Raw genomic sequence first — 21,662 nt, 5'->3', positions numbered from 1 at the left:
AGTTGCTTCGGGTAGAAAACGTAAATAAAAGCTATCGAACAGGACAGCAAGTGTTAGCAAATATAAACCTTACTGTAGGAGAAGGCGAAATCGTCGGACTTGTAGGAGAAAGTGGAAGCGGTAAAAGTACTTTAGCCAAAGTCATTATGCAGCTAGAATCACCTGATAAAGGGACCGTAATTTTTCAAAATCAACAAATCACAAAGAACAATCGGAAGTCCTTTTATGAAAAGTGCCAAATTATATTCCAAAATGCTAGTAATGCTTTAAACCCTATGTGGACGGTTAAGGAACTATTAAGGGAGCCATTGCAGCATCAGAAATTCGTGACGGACACCTATTTACAAACGATGCTCGAGAAGGTCAAGTTATCAAACGATGTATTACAATCTCTACCCTCTGAACTTAGTGGTGGGGAGAAGCAAAGAGTAAATTTATTACGCTCTATTCTAGTTGAACCAAAATTAATAGTATGTGATGAAATTGTTTCTAGCCTAGATCGTCTAATTCAGCGGGAAATTATCGATTTATTAATTTCGTTAAATAAAGAAAGAAACATGGCTATTTTATTTATTTCTCATGATTTAAAAGCAGTTTCATATTTAAGTGAACGGATTTATGTAATGAAAGCTGGCGAAATTGTCGATGAACAGTACAAGGAACAAGGTGCATTTAATTTCACCGATAGCTATGCTCAAAAGCTATTTCAAGCGATGGAAAGTGAATGATATTTGAAAATAATTAGCTTTGATCTGGATGGAAAAATATCCTTTTTACGAATGTACTCAAAACTATATTAATCTGTAAGTCCAAATAGATACCTTGTACTGTTCATTGACATTGAAATTCCATTACTTTACAATGTGATTTAATAGTATACTAGCGATACTATACATTTTATTAAAACTGAATAGCGTGTAGTAATAGGTGTAAATTGCGTGCAATTTACTGAAAAGGGAAGTCGGTGCAAGTCCGACACTGTCCCGCAACTGTAAATGTGAGCGTCTTTTCAAATACCACTGTCAAATGATGGGAAGGTGAAAAGAAGCGATGACCATAAGTCAGGAGACCTGCCTGTTACAAGTACACACCAATAACCTACGAGGAATAGGAGGTGGCATGTTGACAAAACAGAATGTTCTGTTCGTCACAGTACGTCAAACGATAAAAACCAAAGGATATAAAGGGATACGGCATCGAGCCAAATCTCTCCCATTGGTGCAATGTTTGATGTTACTTGATGAATGATAATGATTAGCCGGATGACGGATTTCCTCTTATTTAGCAGGAAATCCGTCTTTTTATGTAATCTAAACATTTGTTTTGAAAATATGTACGAAAAGAGGTGCACGTATGACGAAAATTCATGTTTGTACAACACAGGAAAAGCAATATGGAGATATGAAGATTTGTAAACTGCCGCGCATTGAAGTTGCCAAGCAGCCAAAAACGAGAATGGTCATTGAAGCACTTGTTGATCAGTTTTTAGCAACAGGACTTATTCGGAACGAACGTTTATTTAATCAAATTTTCTATAACAAAGGCATCATTTGGATTCAAAATGAGGTGTATGAAGGGTGCCTTTTTGCTAAAGCAAGTGTAGCGGATGAGCTGAAAACAAAAAAGAATGCCTTTATGATGTACATGCCAACAAATCCAATCGTATATGAGGTAAATGGTGAGCCGTATCATTTAATAACACGTATTGATTCGATTCGAGCTAAACCAAATTTAGATAGGCTTGATTTAGAGCCAAAGCCCATCTTAAGTGCTGCAAGAGTCAATGATTTACTATGCTCGATGGTTATGCGTTTCTATCACACCTATTTAGAAGAGTTGTCGTTAGTCGTTCATACAAATCAAGATAGTAATAAAATAGTACATTTAATAAAGTATGTAGAGTGTGAATACGCTCAATTTCTTCAAAGTGTTAAAGAATTAAATGACTATCATTTAAATTGGCATCCAAGAGGCAATGGTCATCAATTATTGCTCCAATTAATTGAGCAATTACAAATTTTAAAGAGTAAACCAGGTTCGGTTCTTGTTGATTTTTCGAATAGTAATGGTTACGTAATTGTGGAATCAGCGAATAACTTTGTTGCGAAAGCGAAAAAAGCTTTATAGGATTAATATAAAAGGCATCGAGATGTTCTCGATGCCTTCTGTCATTTTTTATGGATAACTTTTGAAATCGCCATAAAAACTGGCTGAATCGCCGATAAAACCTTTAAAATCGCCGATAAAAGTCGCTGAATCGCCGATAAAACCATTCAAATCGCCAATAAAACTTGCTAAATAACCGATAAACCTTCCCCAATCGCTGTTATGCTTTGGAAAGTGCGGTTTCTCGGATAATTACAAGCAATGCATGGCTTCTTTTGCCTCATACCAAGGAACTGAATAGCCCTTTCCTTTCGCACAAAAAATACTTGATGATGTATAGTCGGGATCTGCCTGTTTATTGTAATTGATTTGTGCAATTATTTCTTCACTATTATGGCATTTATCATAGCCATCAAATTGTAACGAAATTGACCCTTTGCCGTTTGTATAAGCAGCGAAAGTAGTACTATAATGCATAAATGTTGCAACAGGAACTCGTCCTGTTAATGTTACTTGTTCCTCTGTTAATAGAGGGTCATCAAAAGTACCATCTGCTTGCTGGATATCGTTCATCATACGACCGATAAAATCATTCGATGCTTTCAATTTAAAGCGATAATATGGTTCAAGCAATATATTTTCGGCTTGCTCCAGCCCTTGTCGAAGTGCACGGAAAGTTGCTTCGCGAAAATCGCCACCCTCTGTATGCTTGATATGAGCACGTCCTGTCAAAAGGGTGAAGCATACATCTGTCACTGGGGAGCCTGTTAAAACACCGTGATGCTCTCGTTCAAATAGATGTTTTTCAATTAGTCGTTGGTTTCCAACTGATAAATCATCAGCATGACAAGCGTTAACAAAAGTGTTACCAGTTCCACGAATATTAGGCTCCATTAACAGGTGTACCTCAGCATAATGTTTTAAAGGCTCGAAATGACCGTATCCTGTTACAGTTGTTACGATTGATTCCATATATAAGATTTTTGGCTCACCAAAAGTAACAGAAAGTGAAAAGCGATTTTTTAACACTTCAGCAAGTACTTCAAGTTGAATAACCCCCATAATATGTACATGGATTTCTTGGAATTTCTCATGCCAAACGACTCGTAACGATGGTTCCTCCGCTTCAAGTAAACGGAATACTTGTAAAACTTCTTTTATATGCTGTTGTCCATCATACTGTACTTTAGCTTGTAACGTAGGCACAAGCTCATATGGCTGAGGAGGTATTGTACTACCTAAAATATCACCGACTTTTGCTAGACTAAGCCCTTTAACCGCGAAAATTTCTCCTGCTTGCACTTCTTGTGTTGTGTCAAAACGGCTGCCATTATATAAACGAATTTCAGTTATTTTTTCAGTCACATCACCAAATGTAAAGTCTTGGCGTGTATGTAAAGTTCCTTGCAATGCTTTGATAAACGTTAACCGTTGAGTTCCATCATGGCGAATTTTAAATACCTCACCTTGAAATGGTGCTTGATGGTCGAATCGAGTCTCCGTAAGTAGAGGGAGCTGTGATAAAAATTCTTTTATTCCAATATCCTTTAATGCCGCACCAGTAAAGCAAGGAAATGTTTGCTCTTGTTTAATCAACTTTTGCAACTGTAATAGGCATGTTTGTGCATCGAGAGTTTCTGTCAAATAGGCATCGAGTAGTTGTTCATCACGTTCAGCTAGCCATTCAGCAATGTGGCTCTGGACATAATCTGTACGCAATGGGTCGTCTATTAAAAGTACGTCCTTCGAACATTCCTTTCGAAGCTGCTTCATAACGGCATCTACATCAGCGCCTTCACGATCTATCTTATTAATAAAGAAGAAGGTTGGTACGTTGTATTGACGTAGCAATTGCCACACGGTTTCAGTATGTCCTTGTACACCCTCTACTGCGCTTACGATAATAATGGCGTAATCCATTACACGAATTGCGCGTTCCATCTCTGGTGAAAAGTCGACATGCCCAGGCGTATCAATTAGTGTGTATGTATCATCCCCAATTTGCATCCGTCCTTGTTCAGCAAAAATGGTAATACCACGAGCTTGTTCGATAGTATGATTATCTAAAAAAGTATCTTGGTGATCGACTCTTCCGCGCGTTTGAATACTGTTCGTATGGAATAGTAGTTGTTCACAAAAGGTTGTCTTTCCTGCATCGACATGTGCGAGCACACCAATCGTTTTATACATAAAAAATCCTCATTTCTATTTTTCCTATATTCCTATTGTAACAGATAGTGCTTAAAAACATTTCGAGTAGAATAGTTCTCGTTTATGTTTGAATAGTGGTCAATTATTCGTAATTATTAGTTATGGATTTTTTTGTGTGATTGAAAACAAAAATTACTTCTGCTAGGCTATTTTTATAACTTAATACTTCTATATATTGGTGCAAATGGTTTATATCATTTGCTTAAAAGGGAAATCGGTGTAAATCCGATGCTGTCCCGCAACTGTAAATGGGGAGTTTATACAACACAGTCACTGTAGTTTAACTATGGGAAGACGTATAAACGTTGAACCTAAGCCAGGATACCTGCCAATATATATTATTTTACTTAACACCACGAGGATGGGAATAGTGATTGGTTGAATAACCATTGTTTTTTCACTATGCCGCCCTCTTGGAAACAAGAGGGTTTTTTGTGTCCATTTTGATGTGCAGTAGTTTAAGCAGGAACCGTAGCAAACAGCAATTCATGCTTTTACCAGGAAATGAAGCGTCAAGAAGTGCTCGTAATCAATAGCAAAGAAGTCATTGATTTCTTACTATAAAGATGAAAAATTACAAACTAAAGGAGAAACAAACATGAACAAATGGAAAGGCATGTGGCTAGTTCTTGCAATGGCACTATTGAGCATTTTAGGCGCTTGTAGTGCAAAAGATGATTCAGAATCAGCTGCACAAAGTGAAAACATTGAACCAGCACAAGCAGAGGCAAAAGAAGTAACAATTGATAATAACGATACGACACAAGTTTATACAGAAGCTCCTAAAAAGGCGATTAGCTTAAATCAGCACGTTACAGAAATAATGCTAGCATTAGGTTTAGAAGATTCAATGGTTGGTACTGCTTATTTAGATGATAAAATTTATGAACCTTTACAAGCAGCTTACGATAAAGTACCAGTGATAGCGGAGCAGTATCCGACAAAAGAACAAGTAATTGATAGTGAAGCGGATTTTTTATACGCTGGGTGGAAAAGTGGCTTTAGCGAAAAGGGTGTTGGTACACCAGAAGAGTTAGAAGCACTTGGTATTCACACATATTTACATACTTCTTCAAGTATTACAAAACCAACGTTAGAGGATATATTTACGGATATCCGTAATATTGCAAAAATCTTCCGTGTTGAAGACCGCGGAGAGGCATTAATTGAACAGATGACAAAGGATGTTGATGCTGTTCGCGCAAAGTTACCCCAAGGTGAAAAAGAATTACGTGTTCTAGTTTTCGATAGTGGGGACAAGGAAGTCTTTACAGCGGCACAAAACTTTATGGATGAACTTGTCACAGTTGCTGGCGGTAAAAACATTTTTGGCGATGTTGAATCGGGCTGGACAACGGTATCAAAAGAAGAAACAGTTGAACGTAACCCTGAAGTCATTGTCGTAATTGATTATGGTTCCCAAACAGCAGAAGACAAAATTAAATTCCTAAAAAGTGATCCGGCATTAAAAGAAACAGATGCTGTGAAAAATGAACGCTTTGTCATTTTACCACTTTCAGCAGCTTCAGAAGGGGTTCGTGCTGCAGAGGCTATTGAAATTTTAGCAAAAGGTTTTTATCCTGAAAACTTTTAAATAACAATCGAAAGAGCTAGCTACTTGCTAGCTCTTTTTCATAAGGAGAACAAACAATGAATGCCTTTCGTTCAAATACACCAGATCGAACATTTGAAAAACTAAATACAAATGGAAATTTTACACGCCTTGCAGTAAGTCCAGGTATTATCAATAAGCATTATACACCAGCTCAATTTCAAAAAATTGCTGAGGTTGTAGGTGATAGCGGCGCAATTAAATACTCGGCTTCCTATAGTATCCTTTTGTCCGTCCCAACTATAAACGTGAATGAAATTATCAATGAGCTTCAAGAAGCAGGCTTATATATTGCAAAGCAAGGTCCTATCGTTGCGATAAAAGCATGTGATTTTTGTGATGGGGACAAAATGGAGGCTGCCGAAATAACCGAACACCTATACGAAGCATTACATGAAGAAACTGTGCCTTCTAGACTACGGTTAAATATTAATGGCTGTGCATCGGCTTGCTATAATGCTGTATATGATGATATTGGGCTTGTTTATCAAAAGGATAGCTTCGATGTTTACTTAGGTGCCGTGCCGATGGGGGCCAATGCAAAGGCGGGTACACTATTTGCTAAAAGAGTTTCAGTACAAAAAATAGAAAGCTTTCTACAACAAATTATCAGGCATTATCAGAAACACGCTCGCCCAAATGAACCTTTCCATAAATTTTATCGTAGAACAAATAGCGCTGAATTTTGGCAAGCATTAAAGCCTTCATTGATTTCTGCCTTTGGAGTCGTGTCGTTTTAAACAACTGAATAAAAGCAAAGAGCTGGCTAGAGCTAGCTCTTCTTTAATGGAAACAATAGATGACTAGGTAGGGGTATAGATGTTAAAAATAATATCTTTAAAGAAGAAGTTTTAGCCTGATACGCTAGGTAAAGTTGGGTTGAAATATTAAAAATTAGGGAATGATAAGGACGAAAATCTAAATGTAGGGGGGATGGAATGACCATCTTAAACAATCATAACAATACACAAGTTTATGTAAGCCGGAATTTATTGTCAGGGTTTCTATTTGGGATAGGCCTAGTAGCTTTTATAGATGAGACTATTTTTCATCAATTATTTCGCTGGCATCATTTTTATGATAAGTCTACAACGGATATTGGCTTAATTTCTGATGGTATATTCCATGCAATTAGTTGGTTTGCTACTATTGCAGGATTATTTTTACTTGCAGATATTCGTCGTAAAAGTGGGTTTTTGTTGAAGAGATGGGTTGGTGGCATGTTACTAGGTGCAGGAGGTTTCCAATTATATGATGGCATCATTCAACATAAGCTAATGCGAATACACCAGATTAGGTATGTAGAAAATGTTATCGTATACGATGTAATTTGGAATGTACTTGCTGCAATTATTCTCATAATCGGACTTTATCTTGCTGTTCGTACTAGCAATAAAAATCTTCAAGTAGAGGCTACCACTAATGAACGCTGACCATCACCAAATATTAGAGGGTGGTCCTAGTCATGATGGTTTTGGAATCATTCATCCTCAACTAGTTTTTTTAATTTTGTTTATTACCATATTAATTTTGTATATTAGTGCTACTGTAATTACAAATCGAAATTATAAAACATGGCCATTTAATCGTATAGTAAGTTTAGTTTTTGGAATTTTATTGGCGATTAGTGCTGTTGTAGGTCCTTTAGCAAATCGTGCTTCTATAGATTTTACAGCACACATGTTTAGCCATTTACTTTTGGGTATGCTAGCACCGTTATTCATTGTACTTGCAGCTCCTATGACATTAATACTTAGAACTTTAAGCACCCCATTAGCTCGGGGGCTTTCAAGAATTTTAAGAAGTTGGCTAGCACGTATACTTATTCATCCACTAGTTACTAGCTTTCTAAATATAGGTGGACTTTGGATATTGTACACTACTAACCTATATTCATTAATGCACGACAATAGTCTAATACATGTAATTGTCCATTTACATGTATTCATTGCAGGCTATTTGTTTACTGTTTCTATCATTTATTTTGATCCTGTATATCATAGGAAATCCTTTATTTACAGAGCAATAGTTTTAATTATTGCATTAGCAGGACATGGAATATTATCGAAGTATATTTATGCTCATCCTCCTAAAGGTGTTCCGATAGAACAAGCAGAAATCGGAAGTATGGTTATGTACTATGGTGGAGATATAATTGATGCCATAATAATTTTTACACTTTGCTTGCAATGGTATAAGGCAGCAAGACCACGAGACCGTGAACTGCAAACAACTAAGGGAACAACATTAAAAATTAATTAAAGAAAGAGTGACGCATATAGAGTCACGCTCAGACTGTAAACAAACTATTTTTGGCGAGGTCAGATGCTAAAAAATAGTTTGTTTCTTGCTTTATAGCGAATTTTTCCAACAACATTTATACATCGTGTTTTCTATGCTACAATTTCCTATAAGTGTGGAAGGAAGGTGTTTTATGAAAATATCCGTTTATGTTGCAAGTGCATTTAGCAAAGATCATAAAGGCGGAAATAAAGCAGGAGTAGTATTTATGGAGCATACATTGTCCACTACTCAAAAAATGGCAATAGCCAAACAACTGGGCTATGCGGAAACTGCATTTATAGCAGAATCTGAAATTGCGGATTATAAAATTGAGTATTTTACACCAAAAGAAGAAGTTGATTTATGTGGTCATGCTACAATTGGCTCTTTCGCGATTCTGATGCATTTAAATAAACTTTTCAAGAATCGCTATACGATTGAAACGAACAGCGGTGTTCTTGCTATAACTATAAAAGATGACATGATATTTATGGAACAAAACAAACCGATATTCTATGATGTTGTATCTCCAAACGAGTTCATCGACTGTTTTGACATTCAAGCTATAGACAATAAATACCCAATTCAAATTGTCTCCACGGGCTTAAAAGATATTTTAATTCCTATAAAAAGCGAAACACAATTACATGCACTGCAACCTAATTTTGAAAAAATTAAAGAAATTAGCAAGTATTATAATGTTGTCGGGATGCATCTGTTTACTTTTAATGACAATCGAATTATATGCAGAAATTTTGCTCCACTATACGACATCAATGAAGAAGCAGCGACTGGAACTTCCAACGGTGCATTAGCTTGCTACCTTTATGAACATCACTACTTGCAAAAAGAAGTCTATGTATTTGAACAAGGTTATGCTTTACACTCGCCTTCTGAAATATTAGTTAAATTAGCAACGAATAGCAAGAATGATATAGATAAAGTTTATGTTGGCGGCAAAGGCTATTACTGTGAAACTAAGTGTTTAAATGTAGAAAATATTGAGTGAAAAAATAACGAATAAAAAGGTTGAGAAAATAATTTCTCAACCTCAGTCTGTAGACAAAGTATCTGATTATTCGATACTTTGTCTTTTTCTTGGTTAAAACGGAGGAGATATTGATAAGTATGTTGATGTCTATTTTATTTATGAATTAGTAGTGTATAGTCACTCTTTTTAGCTTAGTTTTTGAATAAAACAACTTTTAAGTTATTGAATTCAAGATGGTCACGCGGTACGCGAAAATCCTTTGGTAAACCGTGTTTCTTTTTTATATTAGTTTATATTAACTAACTAATAACCTTACGCAAAAAATCGGTTATTATATTGCGAATTTTCAGTTCGTTTAATAAAATAAAAATATAAACGACGGGTTAAATACTATCATAATGGTTCATTACCATAACTTAGGGTTGTCCTCCATTTCCGCTGGGCGTTTTCATGAGCATCCAGATTTCACTCCAACAGCTAACATTCTAAAATTCATTTTCTTTTTTTAAAATATTATTCTAGCCTTTTGATGAGCCATAATAATGGTATTTTACCTAATAAAATATCGAAAGGAGCTAAGATTAGATGAAAAAGTAGGTTCGTCCTTTGTTGCAATGTCAGTTTTAGTTTCTTCACTCTTTTTTGGGGGAGGTACAAAAGTTTTTGCAACGACAGGAGAAGAGTCATCTTTGACAGATAAAGAACTTTTAAATGCTGGTGAACAGTTAGAATCTTATATTTATTATGAGGACGGAAAACCGTTTGTTAATATTGAAAAAGTAAAATTAGATGGCTTAGCAGAGGAATATATTGAAATTAGTTTGATGGTGAATCACATTAGTAAGAGTTATGCTAACTATCAAGCAAACACTACAATGAGTACTAGAAAAGGGTTACCTATTTGGGGAAATTGGTGTGGCCCTGGACATGGTTCTGGCCCTCCACAAGATGTATTAGATAGGGGTTGTCACATACATGATATGTGCTATGAAGATAAAAGGTATTTTAGCTGTTCATGTGATTGGGAGCTTGTTGCTTATATAGATAGAAATTTTCATAGAATGGGACTCAAAGAAAAACTATTTGCTTCTGCTATAAAAATATATTTTAATAACAATTTATGTAATCCGTTGAAATAAGGAATGGTTAAAATGGTGAAAGCTTTAGCTGTAAGTACGATTATTATTTCTTTATTACTTTGGGTACCGAATATTGTGTTTCAAAAAGCTTCAACTTTATGGATTTTCACGTTTGTATTATCAGGCATAGGTATTGTCTTAGCCGTATGCGTTAAATCTAAAATTTTAATTATAGGGAATATCATCACATTCTTTAGTTTTTTTATCCTCATGTTTTTAGGTTATATTTTCGTTTTTTTAACAAAGTAATGGAAACTTGATTCAAAAAAATAGTAGACAAAGTTGGAAAATTCGACTTTGTCTACAGTCTGAGAGTGACTTTCTGAGAGTCGCTCTTTTTTAGCTTAATTTTTCAATAAAAACAACCTTTAAGTAATTGAATTCAGGATGCTCACGCGGCACACGGAAATCTTTTGGTAAACCATATTCTTCAACGATTTTATAGCGAGTATTCGTTTCTTTAAACGCTTGGTCAATAAAGCCTTTAAACTTTTTCATGCCAAAGCTTGCATTGTTTGTAGAGGCAACAATAATACCATTCTTTTCAGTAATAGCGATTGTATCCATCAATAATTTAGGGTAGTCCTTTGCTGTTGAAAACGTCATTTGCTTTGTGCGCGCAAAGCTAGGCGGATCTAATACGACAAGGTCGAATTTCAACTGATGGCGCTGTGCATATTTGAAATAATGAAATACATCCATTACTTTAATGTCCTGTGCTTCATAGTCAATATGATTGACACTAAATTGCTCGATTGTTTTGGCTAAACTACGTTTGGCTACATCGACACTTGTAGTTTTCGTTGCGCCACCAAGTGCTGCTGCTACTGAGAAAGCACCTGTATAAGAAAATGTATTTAACACGGTTTTATGTTGAGAATAGCGTTCACGAATGGCAAGTCGTACTTCACGTTGGTCGAGGAAAATACCAGTCATGGCTCCATCATTTAAATGAATAGCATAGTTCATGCCATTTTCCTTCACGATAAGTGGGAATTCACCAGGGGTACCCATAACAAAATCGTCCTGTACAATATATTGCCCTTTACTATCAAAACGTTTTTTCTCATAAATTGCTTTAAAGTTGACTATTTCTGAAAGTGCCTCATAAATGGCTTCTTTAAATGAATAAATACCTGCACTATACCAGCTCACCATATAGTAACCTTCAAAGAAATCGATTGTCATGCCCCCAATTCCATCACCTTCGCCGTTAAAAGCACGAAATGCCGTAGTATTAGGGTTATTGAAAAATGCTTCACGATTTTGTAGCGCTTTGCTTATTTTTTTCGCAAAAAACGCCTTGTCAATTTCTTCATTAGCATCCGTAGTTAACAGCCAGCCGATGCCTTTATTTTGGATACCATAATAGCCAGTGCCGATAAAGCGATTATGAATATCTAATAGACGAAGTACTGCACCTTCTTCAGTAGGCAGTTTTCGAGTATCGACTGCTTCCTTTAAGATTAGTGGGTAGCCTTTTTTTAATGGGCTTGCATATTGATTATTAATTTGTAATGCAATCGTTTGTGTCATGTTGTCATCCTTTAAAAAACATTTTGCTCTATTATCGCATTGTTTAGTAGCATTACACAAACTTATTTGACGAATGTCGCAATTTTTTCAGCTGTTTCAATTGTAGCAGCTTCGAAAAACTCCATTTTACTGAAATAACTATGAATCAAACCCGCCATTTGGACATGTTCCACATACACGCCTGCATCCGCTAATTTTTTAGCGTAAGCAAGTCCTTCATCGTAAAGTACATCTGCTTCAGCAGCGATAATTATTGTTTTTGGAAGTACGCCAAAATTTTCAATTTGCAAAGGTGAAACGAGTGGGTTTTTAAAATGTTTTGGCTTTGTATAATGCTCAGCAAACCATTGCATACCTTGCTTATCTAAACCAAAATGTTCTCCGTAAGCACTATAAGAAGCAGTCGTAAAATCAAGATTTACTACAGGGTAAATAAGTGCTTGTGAAGTAATAGTGGGTCCATCAAACATCGCTGCTAAGTAAGAAACTACCATTGCGAGGTTACCACCAGCACTATCACCAGCGACCGTTATTCGGGTGTTATCACCACCGAATGCCGCAATATTGTCAAATACCCACAGTAACCCATCATATGCGTCGTTTAATGGGATAGGGAAGGGATATTCAGGTGCCAAGCGATAATCTACAGATACGACAATGGCATGCGCTCTATCAGCTAATAACTGACAACCGGCATCCGCTGACCCTAAATCGCCAAATATCCATCCACCACCATGATAATAAATAATAACCGGTAAATTTTTTGCGTGTTCCGGAATATAAAGGCGAATAGTAATCTCTTGTCCATCTCGCATAGGTATTTTTCGATCCTCCATCGATGCGAGGTGAGGCGTATGGACAGATTGCCAAGTTGGAACTGCGCGCATAACTCTTGCTTCCTGTGGTGTCATTTCATAATAATGTGGTTTTAAATCCGTAGCTTGAATATAGCAAACGGCCTCTTTTGTTAAACGTGTCATAACATCATCCTTTAGAAATTTTTATTGTTATCTCTTATTATAAACTATTCTTATAAATTTACTATGATTTAACGTCGAAGAAGTAATTTATTTTAATAATGAGCAGAAATATTCCGATAGTAAAGTAAAATTATGTTTATAATAGGATGAATGATATAACTTGGAGGGTAATTATGATTTCATTAATAGTAGCGCATGATAATAATAATGTCATTGGATATGAAAACGGTATGCCTTGGCATTTACCTGGGGATTTACAATATTTTAAGGAAAAAACGATGGGTAAACCAATGATAATGGGACGAAAAACATTTGAGTCGATTGGTAGACCGCTACCAGGGCGACGCAACATTGTCATTACGCGTGATGCCAACTATCGTGCTGATGGGGCAGAAATAGTGACGAGTCTCGACGATGCACTGTCATTAGCGGGTGATGTACCTGAAATCATGATCATCGGTGGCGAACAAATTTTTAGACTATCAATGGACATAACAGATCGAATATATGCTACAAAAATTAATCATTCCTTTAAAGGGGATACATTTTTCCCACAATATGAAGATGACTTTGTGCTAGTCTCGTCACAACAACCAGTAACTGCACCAGAAGGTTACACATTTCAATATCAAATTTTTGAACGCAAAAAATAATTGTATTGGGGCGTTTGCCACTTAGTGGACGTTCTCAGAAGCTGTAGTCTAAATTATGAGAAAAAGCACACGGATTAGCTTATGCCGTAGTGCTTTTCTTGTTTAACGATACATATTTTTAGTTGAAAAACTTCATTATTATAAATAAAGATACACACAGGCATACATTGAGCCACATCCAGCTAACACAAAGAGGTGCCAAATTGTATGATTATATGGGAGGCTGCGCCAAGCGTAAAAAATAGCGCCAAATGTATAGAAAAGACCGCCAGCTAATAAAAAGGCAAAGCCGTTACTTCCTAAGAAAAAATAAATCGGCTTAATGGCAAAGATAATAAGCCAGCCCATACCAATATAGAAAATAAGGGATAGTATTTCAAAACGATTAATAAAAAAGCATTTAAATACAACGCCTAGTAAGGCAAGTGCCCAAATGATACATAATAAAGTAATTCCTAATGTGCCGCCGATAGCAATCAATAAAAAAGGTGTATAGGTCCCAGCAATTAAAATGTATATAGAAGAATGGTCAAGAATAGCGAAAAAATATTTGTATTTTTCAGGCATGCTGTGGAGTAATGTTGACATAAGAAACAAGATGATGACAGAAGCACCAAAAATACTAAAAGTTGTAATATACAATGCACTTCCGTTTTGGACGGCAGTTAATATTAAAATAACAAGTGCTGGAATACTTGCAAGTAAGCCTATACCGTGAGTAATGGCATTCCACAATTCTTCCTTCCATGTTTTATAGTCAAATGAATCCACCATTATAAACACTCCCTTCGTTGTCTATTTACTATAGCCCAATAATGTGCGTCTTACTATTTACATTTGTCACATATTTACTTATCTAAAATGTCATGTCGAATTTTAGAGGAAATTGTTAGACAAATTTATTGAAAAAAGGCTATAGTAGCGAAGGAAGTGGAAATGAAAAAGACTTGAAATAGACACTTGAGATGACAAATGTCATGTTTACATATGGAAACATTAGTCTATATAATAATTTCAATGATGTTAAAGGATGTGTCGAAGTGGGACGAATTCATATTGTAACGGACTCAACTTGTGATTTAACAAAAGAAGAAGTAGAGCAACACGGTATACATATAGTACCGTTAACAATTCAAATTGATGGGAAAACATATATAGATGGTGTAGATTTAGATCCACAACCTTTTTTAGGCTTAATGAAAAATGCGAAAGAATTGCCGAAAAGTTCGCAGCCTGCACCAGGGAAGTTTAAAGAACTATATGACGAGCTTGGCAAAGATGGCGACCAAATACTTTCTATTCATATGACTGGTGGAATGAGTGGGACTGTTGAATCAGCACGACAAGCTGCACAAATGACAGATGCAGATGTAACGGTCATTGATTCTCGTTTTATCGCAATTGGCCTTGCTATTCAATTAAGAGAGGCTATTAAAATGCGTGATGCTGGAGCGACTGTTGAAGAAATCGTCACACGTTTAGACAAGGTGCGTGACAATACACATTTATATGTAATCGTTGACACACTTGAAAATTTAATTAAAGGCGGCCGAATTGGTAAAGGAACAGGATTTATCGGTTCTTTGCTTAACATTAAAGTCATTGCGAACCTAGAAGGTGGAGCATATAACCCGGTATCAAAAGTTCGTAGTCATAAACAGGTAGTGAACTACTTATTCAAACAATTCCAAGCAGATACTGCTGGTAAAACAGTTAAGGCTGTAGGTATTTCACATGCTGACGGTTTGACAACAATGGGCGCTCCATTAAAAGAGCTAGTTGAAGGAACAGGCTTTAATGATGTTGAAATCGCTTTTACGTCACCGATTATTTCTACACATACTGGACCAGGTGCAATAGGTTTTATCTATTTTTCAGAATAATTGACAAGAGCTGCTACATAAGTAATTGTAGTAGCTTTTTAACGCTTTATGTGGCTAGTTGTAAAAAACGTATACAGGTAATGTGATAATTATGCTTGCATTTTCTTGATAAACTGAAGCATCGTCACTTTTCATTGTAGCGACAACTAATTATAATAGAACTAACAGTAAATGATGGAAGGTGGTCAAATGGGCAGCTGGCGAATTATTTTGTCATGTTTGATCGTCTTAGTACTAAGTGGTTGTGCAATATCAATAGATGAACCGAATGTACCTGCAGATAAAGAAAGTGAGCAGGCAGAGACGGAGCAAGATATGAGACAGGATGAGCAACAAGCAGAAGAGGAGGCAAAACCTTCTAGTAATGTATTGACGCAAATTTTTGAACATTTTTTTGAACCTTCAGAAGAGAATTTACGGCAAATTGATGATGATAACGCAAAACAACTACATTACTTGGCACTTGGGGATTCACTAACAGATGGTGTCGGGGATGAGTATGGTCAAGACGGTTATGTTGGAAGATTAGCAGATTCGATGCTAGCTTGGACTTCGATTTCAGAAGTGGATGTTGATAATCGAGGAAAAAGGGGAAGACGGAGTGATCAGCTATTAAAATTAATCAAAAAAGGGCATTATGATGAAGAGTTACAACAAGCACAGTTTATTTCATTAACTATGGGTGGAAATGATGTAATGAAAGTAGTCAAACAGGATCTGTTTAATTTAAAACGAGATGCGTTTGATAAGGAATTATTAACCTATGAGGATCGTTACGGTAAAATTATTGATAATATAAGGGCAAAAAATCCAACCGTGCCTTTATTACTCATTGGATTTTATAATCCTTTCTCGATTGTCACAAATGAGGCAAATGAATTTGATACAATTATTACAGAATGGAATAATGTCATTAAAAAAATTGCAAGTAAAGATTCAAATGCTTGCTATGTCTCAGTTGAAGACTTGTTCGATTCAAATCAAGAACTGGTCTATCATACAGATTTTTTCCATCCTAATGCAAAAGGCTATGATAAAATGACTGAGCGAATATTAGCAGCAATGGAGCAATGTAAAATGGAACAAAAAATTAATAAGGAAATAGGCTTCGAGGAGTGACTAAATGAATAAATGGAAATTCGCATTTTTTGCGTTAGCAGGTATGGTTCTTCTTTCAATCCTCCTCGTCGTTTATTTAGCAACGAAACCAGTAGATGGATATGATTTAGCAAAGAGCTCAGACAGTGATACTGAAATAACAGGAAATGTACTAGTTGTCCAAACGACTACGAAAGAGTTAGAGTCAATTACGAAGAAATATTTAAAAGACAGTGCAAAAGGCTCGCCACTCCCATTAGATTTTTCCATTGGGGATGATATTGAGTTACGTAGCAAATTAACTGTTTTTTATACAGAAATTCCTATTTCAATGAATTTTGAGCCTATTGTCGATGATAAGGGTAATATTATTTTAAAGCAAACAGGGATGAATGTGGGGTTATTAAATATTCCACCGGAGACGACAATGAAAATTATGAGAGATTCGGTGGATTTCCCTTCGTGGATTACTGTTAATCCGAATAAGGCTGAAATTTATATTGACTTATCGCGAGTGAATATTGCATCAGGGTCTCGTGTACGTGCGAAGGAATTAGACTTACCAAACGATAAAATCTTATTAGAAATCATCGTCCCTGGAGAATAAGGAGTGAATATAAATGGCAATGAAAAAGGCAACATTTGCAGGTGGCTGTTTTTGGTGTATGGTCAAGCCATTCGATGAAACACCTGGCATTGAAGCTATAGTTTCTGGTTACACTGGTGGACATGTTGAAAATCCAACCTATGAACAAGTCTGTTCGGAAACGACAGGCCATGTAGAAGCGGTTCAAATTACGTTTGATGATGATATTTATTCATACGAGCAATTATTAGCTACATTTTGGACGTTAATTGATCCAACAGATGCAGGTGGACAATTTTATGATCGTGGACAATCCTACACTACTGCCATTTTCTATCATGATGAAGAACAACATGAATTAGCAGAACGTTCAAAGGCAGATTTACAGGCATCAGGTAAATTTGATAAGCCAATTGCTGTAAAAATTTTACCTGCAAGTACATTTTACGCTGCTGAGGACTACCATCAATTTTATTATAAAAAAAACCCAATGCATTATGAACGCTATGCAGTGGGATCTGGGCGAAAAGCATTTCAAGAACTACACTGGGGGCATAGAAAATGAATAAAGAACAACGATTAAAAGAACTAACAGATATCCAGTACTATGTAACTCAGGAAAATGGTACTGAGCCACCGTTTCGCAATGAATATGATCAACATTTTGAAGAAGGCATTTATGTAGATATCGTTTCAGGCAAGCCATTATTTAGCTCGCATGATAAATTCAACGCAGGCTGTGGTTGGCCAGCTTTCTCAAAACCGATTGCACAAGAACAAGTTATAGAGCATTTTGATACATCCCATGGCATGCGCCGTGTTGAAGTACGAAGCAAGGACGCGGATTCTCATTTAGGACATGTCTTCCCAGATGGTCCAGCAGAGTTAGGTGGCTTACGTTATTGCATCAACTCTGCATCACTTCGTTTTATCCCGAAAGCTGATTTAGAAAAAGAAGGCTACGCTGAATATTTATCATTATTTAAATAATAAAAAAAGTACGTAAGCGCGTTACGGTAAACCTAGGTAAATCGCCGGTAGAAGCTCGCAAATCGTCGGTTAGACAGAAAAAATCGCCGTTAAAAGTCTGTGAAACGCCGGTAAACTATCGGAAATGCTTGGCATAGCGGACAACGGTCACTGTAAAAAAGTGTTAGATTGATTGTAGTCAATCTAACACTTTTTCTTATTTGTCCCAACCTCGTTTTGAAGAGAAACTTTGTAAATAAAAAAGAATGCCTCTGCGGAGACATTCTTTTTTTGTTAAATTTTAAACGCACCGACGACATTGCGTAAACTATCTGCTTGGTGGGCTAGTTCCGTAGCGGCTGCATTAATTTCCTGCATGGATGCAGAACCTTGTGTAGCAGCAGCAGCAGACATCACCGTATTGGAAGCGGTTTGTTCAGCATAAGCGTTAATATGCACAAAATCATTTGCTACAGCATTACTATAATCAAGTGTTTGCGCTATTTTATCAACCATTGTAGCAATAATTGTAGTCGTTTCTTTCGTTTGCATTAGGATGTTGGACAATGACTGGTTTGTTTCATTCGTCACTTCGACTCCTCGAATAACTGATGTTACACCTTCATGATTTTGTGTAATAATTGATGCGACTTCATCTTGGATGGACGTCACAATCGTTGTTACTTCTTTAGCAGCCGTTTGTGATTGCTCAGCGAGTTTGCGCACTTCATCTGCTACAACAGCAAAGCCACGGCCATGTTCACCAGCACGTGCAGCTTCAATTGCGGCATTCAATGCAAGTAAATTTGTTTGCTCTGAGATGGCTGTAATGGTACCAATTATAGATGTTATATCTGCTGATTTTCGACCAAGTGCCTCAACTGTTGTAGAGGTAGAAGCAATCGTTTCTTCAATAGATTGCATAACTAATGTAGATTGATGAACTGACCGACTACCTTCATCAGCGGCTTGTTGCATGGCCAATGATGCCCGTTGAACAGCATTCGCCTGCTCATTTAATTGATGCATAGAATGATCTAAATCACTCATTTTTTGTTGGGCACTATTCATACTATTGATTGTATTTTCACTATCACTTGCTATATCTGCACTTGCATCCGCTATATTTTGGATTGTACGAGCATTCTCATCTGCTAATGTCATCAACTCCTGGCTACTGCTTGAGACGTGATCAGCGAGTTCGCTAACACGTTTAATAAGGTTTGAAATTGAAATGATAAGGGTATTCGTAGAGTTAGCAATAATAGAAAATTCATCGTTATTACGTACATGGACACGTCTTGTTAAATCACCACCAGCTTGGGCAATATCAAGAATAGAGTGGTTAATAGCATGCGTATTGTTTTTTAATGATTTAAATAACATAATGCCAAAAATAACGATTGCTATAAGACCGATAATTGAAATAATTAAAAACGTACTGTTTGACAAAGTAACCTGCTTATTCAACGTATTAAGTTTAGCTTTATTGGATTTATCCATTACATTGTTGATGGATTCAATATTTTGATCAATATGCAATTTCATCGTTTCGCCTGTACCTTCGATCATTAGCTTTCGAGCTTGTTCAAGCCCAAGCTCATCACGCATCGTCATTACCTTTTTCGAATACTCAAGGTAATTTTTATAATATTGACCGATTGCTTGTATATGTCCAAGCTCAACTTGGCGGTCTGCAAATTTTTGTTGTAAAGCAGCTATTTTTTTATTGATAGAATCGATTTTCATTTTGTAAGAAGTAGAATAACTACCATTTCCCGTAATTATATAGGCTTGTTCTAAGTTGGTTAATCTAGCAATTTCATAGGCTAGCTGATTAACGGTAAGTTGCTCCTGTACATTCTTCTCAGTAAAATCTTTCATTTGCTGTTGAAGATTCGTTATATTGTTGTACGACAATATACCCATTGCGGCGGTAATAAAAATAAGAAGAGAGAAAATAATAAGTACTTTGCCGCGAATTAAATGATAAAAACGTTGTCGTTTTTCTGTAGTAGGAGGGAGATTATGCCTACTAACGTTAGAATCAATAGCTTTCTTTCTTTTAAAAAAGCTAGAATCTAAGAGAGACGGGCGTTTTCTCGTTGGTTTACTTGATTTTTTCTTGTTTTTCATCGCCATCACCTTCCTAATTTTTGCAGTATTGTCTACAATTCTATCGCATAATACTAAAAATTTCTATCTTAAATTCACAAAATTTTCATTTTTCAGATAAAAAGCGTAATATTTTTGCATGACAAAAGTCTAATAAAGTGAAAAAGACTTTTCGCATTTTCCTTACTAGGAAAAATTACTTAAATAAAAATATGGGCCATTTTATGACGAAATCTATTTTTTTTGATAAACTAGCGGAAAGTAAAAATGACAAGAGGAGGGCACTTTTCAGTTATGAAAAAGAGCTTTTATTTATATGTATTAACATTTCGAGGAGGAGATTGGTCGGATGCTAAAGTTCGCTTTGCCGAAGAAGTATTTAATGAACATAACTTTCCTAAACAAAGCATAGATTTTGATGAGCTATCTACATATATCGAAACATATGCAACAGATAACTTAACGACAGAAGTATTTGATGAATTATGGGATTTATATATTGAACAAGGTAGATAATATCGGAATACTCTAATTATTCTTTCTTTTAGAGTTGCTAGACGTCTAGCATTGCGTAAATACGTGAAACAAAGTATTATTTATAATGATAACTGACAGAAAAGAGGGATTGCAGTATGAGTATTCATATTAATGCAAAAAAAGGCGAAATCGCTGACACTATTTTACTTCCGGGAGATCCACTACGTGCAAAATACATTGCCGAAACATTTTTAGAAGATGTTACTTGCTATAACGAAGTCCGCAATATGTTTGGTTATACAGGTACGTATAAAGGTAAACGTATTTCTGTACAAGGTACTGGTATGGGTGTGCCTTCCATTTCTATTTACGCAACAGAATTAATGCAAGAATATGATGTACAAAAATTAATTCGTGTAGGTACTTGTGGTGCAATTCAAAAAGATGTAAAAGTACGTGACGTTATTTTAGCTCAAGGTGCAACAACTGATTCTCGTATGAATCAAATTATTTGGGGTAACAACATTGACTTTGCACCGATCGCAAACTTTGACTTATTATTAAAAGCGTATAATGCTGGGAAAGAAGCAGGTTTAAGCCTTCAAGTTGGTAACATCTTCACAGCTGACCTGTTCTACTCAGATGAGCACCAAAATGAAAAGTTAGCTAAATACGGCGTATTAGCAGTTGAAATGGAATCTGCAGCACTTTACACATTAGCAGCGAAATTTGGCCGCCAAGCTCTTTCTGTCTTAACAGTAAGTGACCACATCATTACAGGCGAAGTAACAACGTCTGAAGAACGTCAAACAACATTCAACGACATGATCGTTGTTGCTTTAGAAGCAGCTATTCAAGAGTAGTTGATAAATCAACGTTTAAAGCAAGCATAAAACAATAAGAATAAGAGCAACCGACTAAAAAGTGACCATTTCTCAAAATGGGATCGAAAAAGTCGGTTGCTTTTTCTTTAAATGGATGGGTGTTATAGGCGATAAAGGCCATTTACAAGATGACATAGAA

22 protein-coding genes and 2 riboswitches are annotated in these 21,662 nt (G+C 36.1%); of the genes, 17 read left to right on the top strand and 5 right to left on the bottom strand.

What is annotated here, in order from left to right; genetic code table 11:
- The first annotated feature begins 2 nt into the window (after positions 1–2).
- A complete protein-coding gene (locus tag ACIQXW_RS07925) occupies positions 3–728 on the top strand; it encodes an ABC transporter ATP-binding protein (protein WP_401016909.1) in 726 nt (241 codons plus the stop codon).
- Positions 729–908: 180 nt separating this feature from the next.
- Positions 909–1,092, top strand: a riboswitch (cobalamin riboswitch).
- Between the two features lie 261 nt (positions 1,093–1,353).
- The gene (locus ACIQXW_RS07920) at positions 1,354–2,127 is read left to right on the top strand and encodes a hypothetical protein (protein WP_401016907.1); all 774 of its coding nucleotides are present in this window, start codon (positions 1,354–1,356) and stop codon (positions 2,125–2,127) included.
- A 231-nt stretch (positions 2,128–2,358) separates the two neighbouring features.
- Here ACIQXW_RS07920 and ACIQXW_RS07915 read toward each other — a convergent pair whose 3' ends face one another.
- On the bottom strand, positions 2,359–4,296 hold the full coding sequence (locus ACIQXW_RS07915; protein WP_402760903.1) for a GTP-binding protein: 1,938 nt from the start codon (positions 4,294–4,296) through the stop codon (positions 2,359–2,361).
- A 180-nt stretch (positions 4,297–4,476) separates the two neighbouring features.
- A riboswitch (cobalamin riboswitch) is annotated at positions 4,477–4,664 on the top strand.
- Between the two features lie 251 nt (positions 4,665–4,915).
- Between ACIQXW_RS07915 and ACIQXW_RS07910 the strand changes: the two genes are divergently transcribed.
- The 7 genes from ACIQXW_RS07910 (at position 4,916) to ACIQXW_RS07880 (ending at position 10,591) form a co-directional block, all read left to right on the top strand.
- Positions 4,916–5,911 (top strand): ABC transporter substrate-binding protein, encoded by a 996-nt coding sequence (locus ACIQXW_RS07910; RefSeq protein ID WP_401016903.1) that lies wholly within the window; start codon positions 4,916–4,918, stop codon positions 5,909–5,911.
- A 56-nt stretch (positions 5,912–5,967) separates the two neighbouring features.
- The gene (locus ACIQXW_RS07905; protein WP_402760900.1) at positions 5,968–6,669 is read left to right on the top strand and encodes a precorrin-3B methylase; all 702 of its coding nucleotides are present in this window, start codon (positions 5,968–5,970) and stop codon (positions 6,667–6,669) included.
- A gap of 198 nt (positions 6,670–6,867) precedes the next feature.
- Positions 6,868–7,362 (top strand): DUF2243 domain-containing protein, encoded by a 495-nt coding sequence (locus ACIQXW_RS07900; protein WP_402760897.1) that lies wholly within the window; start codon positions 6,868–6,870, stop codon positions 7,360–7,362.
- Complete coding sequence (locus ACIQXW_RS07895) at positions 7,352–8,191, top strand: cytochrome c oxidase assembly protein (protein ID WP_402760895.1); 840 nt, start codon at positions 7,352–7,354, stop codon at positions 8,189–8,191. The genes ACIQXW_RS07900 and ACIQXW_RS07895 overlap by 11 nt, the downstream gene beginning before the upstream one ends.
- A gap of 172 nt (positions 8,192–8,363) precedes the next feature.
- A complete protein-coding gene (locus ACIQXW_RS07890) occupies positions 8,364–9,221 on the top strand; it encodes a PhzF family phenazine biosynthesis protein (RefSeq protein ID WP_402760893.1) in 858 nt (285 codons plus the stop codon).
- 524 nt (positions 9,222–9,745) lie between these two features.
- Positions 9,746–10,342 carry a phospholipase A2 family protein gene (locus ACIQXW_RS07885; protein ID WP_402760891.1) on the top strand — a complete coding sequence of 199 codons (597 nt, stop codon included), beginning with the start codon at positions 9,746–9,748 and terminating at the stop codon, positions 10,340–10,342.
- Positions 10,343–10,354: 12 nt separating this feature from the next.
- Complete coding sequence (locus ACIQXW_RS07880; protein WP_401011877.1) at positions 10,355–10,591, top strand: hypothetical protein; 237 nt, start codon at positions 10,355–10,357, stop codon at positions 10,589–10,591.
- A 90-nt stretch (positions 10,592–10,681) separates the two neighbouring features.
- Here the strand turns inward: ACIQXW_RS07880 and ACIQXW_RS07875 are convergent, their stop codons facing one another.
- Both ACIQXW_RS07875 and ACIQXW_RS07870 read right to left on the bottom strand, forming a co-directional pair.
- Positions 10,682–11,878, bottom strand: a complete 1,197-nt coding sequence (locus ACIQXW_RS07875) for a class I SAM-dependent rRNA methyltransferase (RefSeq protein ID WP_402760889.1) — start codon at positions 11,876–11,878, stop codon at positions 10,682–10,684.
- A 62-nt stretch (positions 11,879–11,940) separates the two neighbouring features.
- The gene (locus ACIQXW_RS07870) at positions 11,941–12,858 is read right to left on the bottom strand and encodes an alpha/beta hydrolase (protein ID WP_402760887.1); all 918 of its coding nucleotides are present in this window, start codon (positions 12,856–12,858) and stop codon (positions 11,941–11,943) included.
- 173 nt (positions 12,859–13,031) lie between these two features.
- Here ACIQXW_RS07870 and ACIQXW_RS07865 point away from each other — a divergent pair, with 173 nt between their 5' ends.
- A complete protein-coding gene (locus tag ACIQXW_RS07865; RefSeq protein WP_402760886.1) occupies positions 13,032–13,511 on the top strand; it encodes a dihydrofolate reductase in 480 nt (159 codons plus the stop codon).
- 138 nt (positions 13,512–13,649) lie between these two features.
- Here the strand turns inward: ACIQXW_RS07865 and trhA are convergent, their stop codons facing one another.
- On the bottom strand, positions 13,650–14,285 hold the full coding sequence (gene trhA / locus ACIQXW_RS07860; RefSeq protein ID WP_340824405.1) for a PAQR family membrane homeostasis protein TrhA: 636 nt from the start codon (positions 14,283–14,285) through the stop codon (positions 13,650–13,652).
- 266 nt (positions 14,286–14,551) lie between these two features.
- Here trhA and ACIQXW_RS07855 point away from each other — a divergent pair, with 266 nt between their 5' ends.
- From ACIQXW_RS07855 to msrB, 5 genes are all read left to right on the top strand, one after another.
- Positions 14,552–15,394 carry a DegV family protein gene (locus ACIQXW_RS07855; protein WP_340824407.1) on the top strand — a complete coding sequence of 281 codons (843 nt, stop codon included), beginning with the start codon at positions 14,552–14,554 and terminating at the stop codon, positions 15,392–15,394.
- 189 nt (positions 15,395–15,583) lie between these two features.
- A complete protein-coding gene (locus ACIQXW_RS07850; RefSeq protein ID WP_402760883.1) occupies positions 15,584–16,513 on the top strand; it encodes a GDSL-type esterase/lipase family protein in 930 nt (309 codons plus the stop codon).
- Positions 16,514–16,517: 4 nt separating this feature from the next.
- Entirely contained in the window at positions 16,518–17,099 is a 582-nt protein-coding gene (locus ACIQXW_RS07845) for a YpmS family protein (protein WP_340824411.1), read from the top strand.
- Positions 17,100–17,112: 13 nt separating this feature from the next.
- Positions 17,113–17,643, top strand: a complete 531-nt coding sequence (msrA, locus tag ACIQXW_RS07840; protein ID WP_401011854.1) for a peptide-methionine (S)-S-oxide reductase MsrA — start codon at positions 17,113–17,115, stop codon at positions 17,641–17,643.
- The gene (gene msrB, locus ACIQXW_RS07835) at positions 17,640–18,068 is read left to right on the top strand and encodes a peptide-methionine (R)-S-oxide reductase MsrB (protein WP_340824414.1); all 429 of its coding nucleotides are present in this window, start codon (positions 17,640–17,642) and stop codon (positions 18,066–18,068) included. The genes msrA and msrB overlap by 4 nt, the downstream gene beginning before the upstream one ends.
- 273 nt (positions 18,069–18,341) lie before the next feature.
- Here msrB and ACIQXW_RS07830 read toward each other — a convergent pair whose 3' ends face one another.
- Complete coding sequence (locus ACIQXW_RS07830; RefSeq protein WP_340824421.1) at positions 18,342–20,183, bottom strand: methyl-accepting chemotaxis protein; 1,842 nt, start codon at positions 20,181–20,183, stop codon at positions 18,342–18,344.
- Between the two features lie 273 nt (positions 20,184–20,456).
- On the opposite strand from ACIQXW_RS07830, the gene ACIQXW_RS07825 reads away from it, so the two are divergent.
- Positions 20,457–20,678: a YozE family protein gene (locus tag ACIQXW_RS07825; RefSeq protein ID WP_401011849.1), complete on the top strand. Its 222-nt coding sequence runs from the start codon at positions 20,457–20,459 to the stop codon at positions 20,676–20,678.
- 116 nt (positions 20,679–20,794) lie between these two features.
- Complete coding sequence (gene deoD / locus ACIQXW_RS07820; RefSeq protein ID WP_172771600.1) at positions 20,795–21,502, top strand: purine-nucleoside phosphorylase; 708 nt, start codon at positions 20,795–20,797, stop codon at positions 21,500–21,502.
- Positions 21,503–21,662 lie beyond the last annotated feature (160 nt).

Origin of the sequence: Lysinibacillus sp. NPDC097162 (genome assembly GCF_044762185.1) — a bacterium.
GTDB lineage: Bacteria > Bacillota > Bacilli > Bacillales_A > Planococcaceae > Lysinibacillus.
Note: the sequence above shows the minus strand (reverse complement) of the source record. Positions and strands in the feature narration are given on the sequence as shown.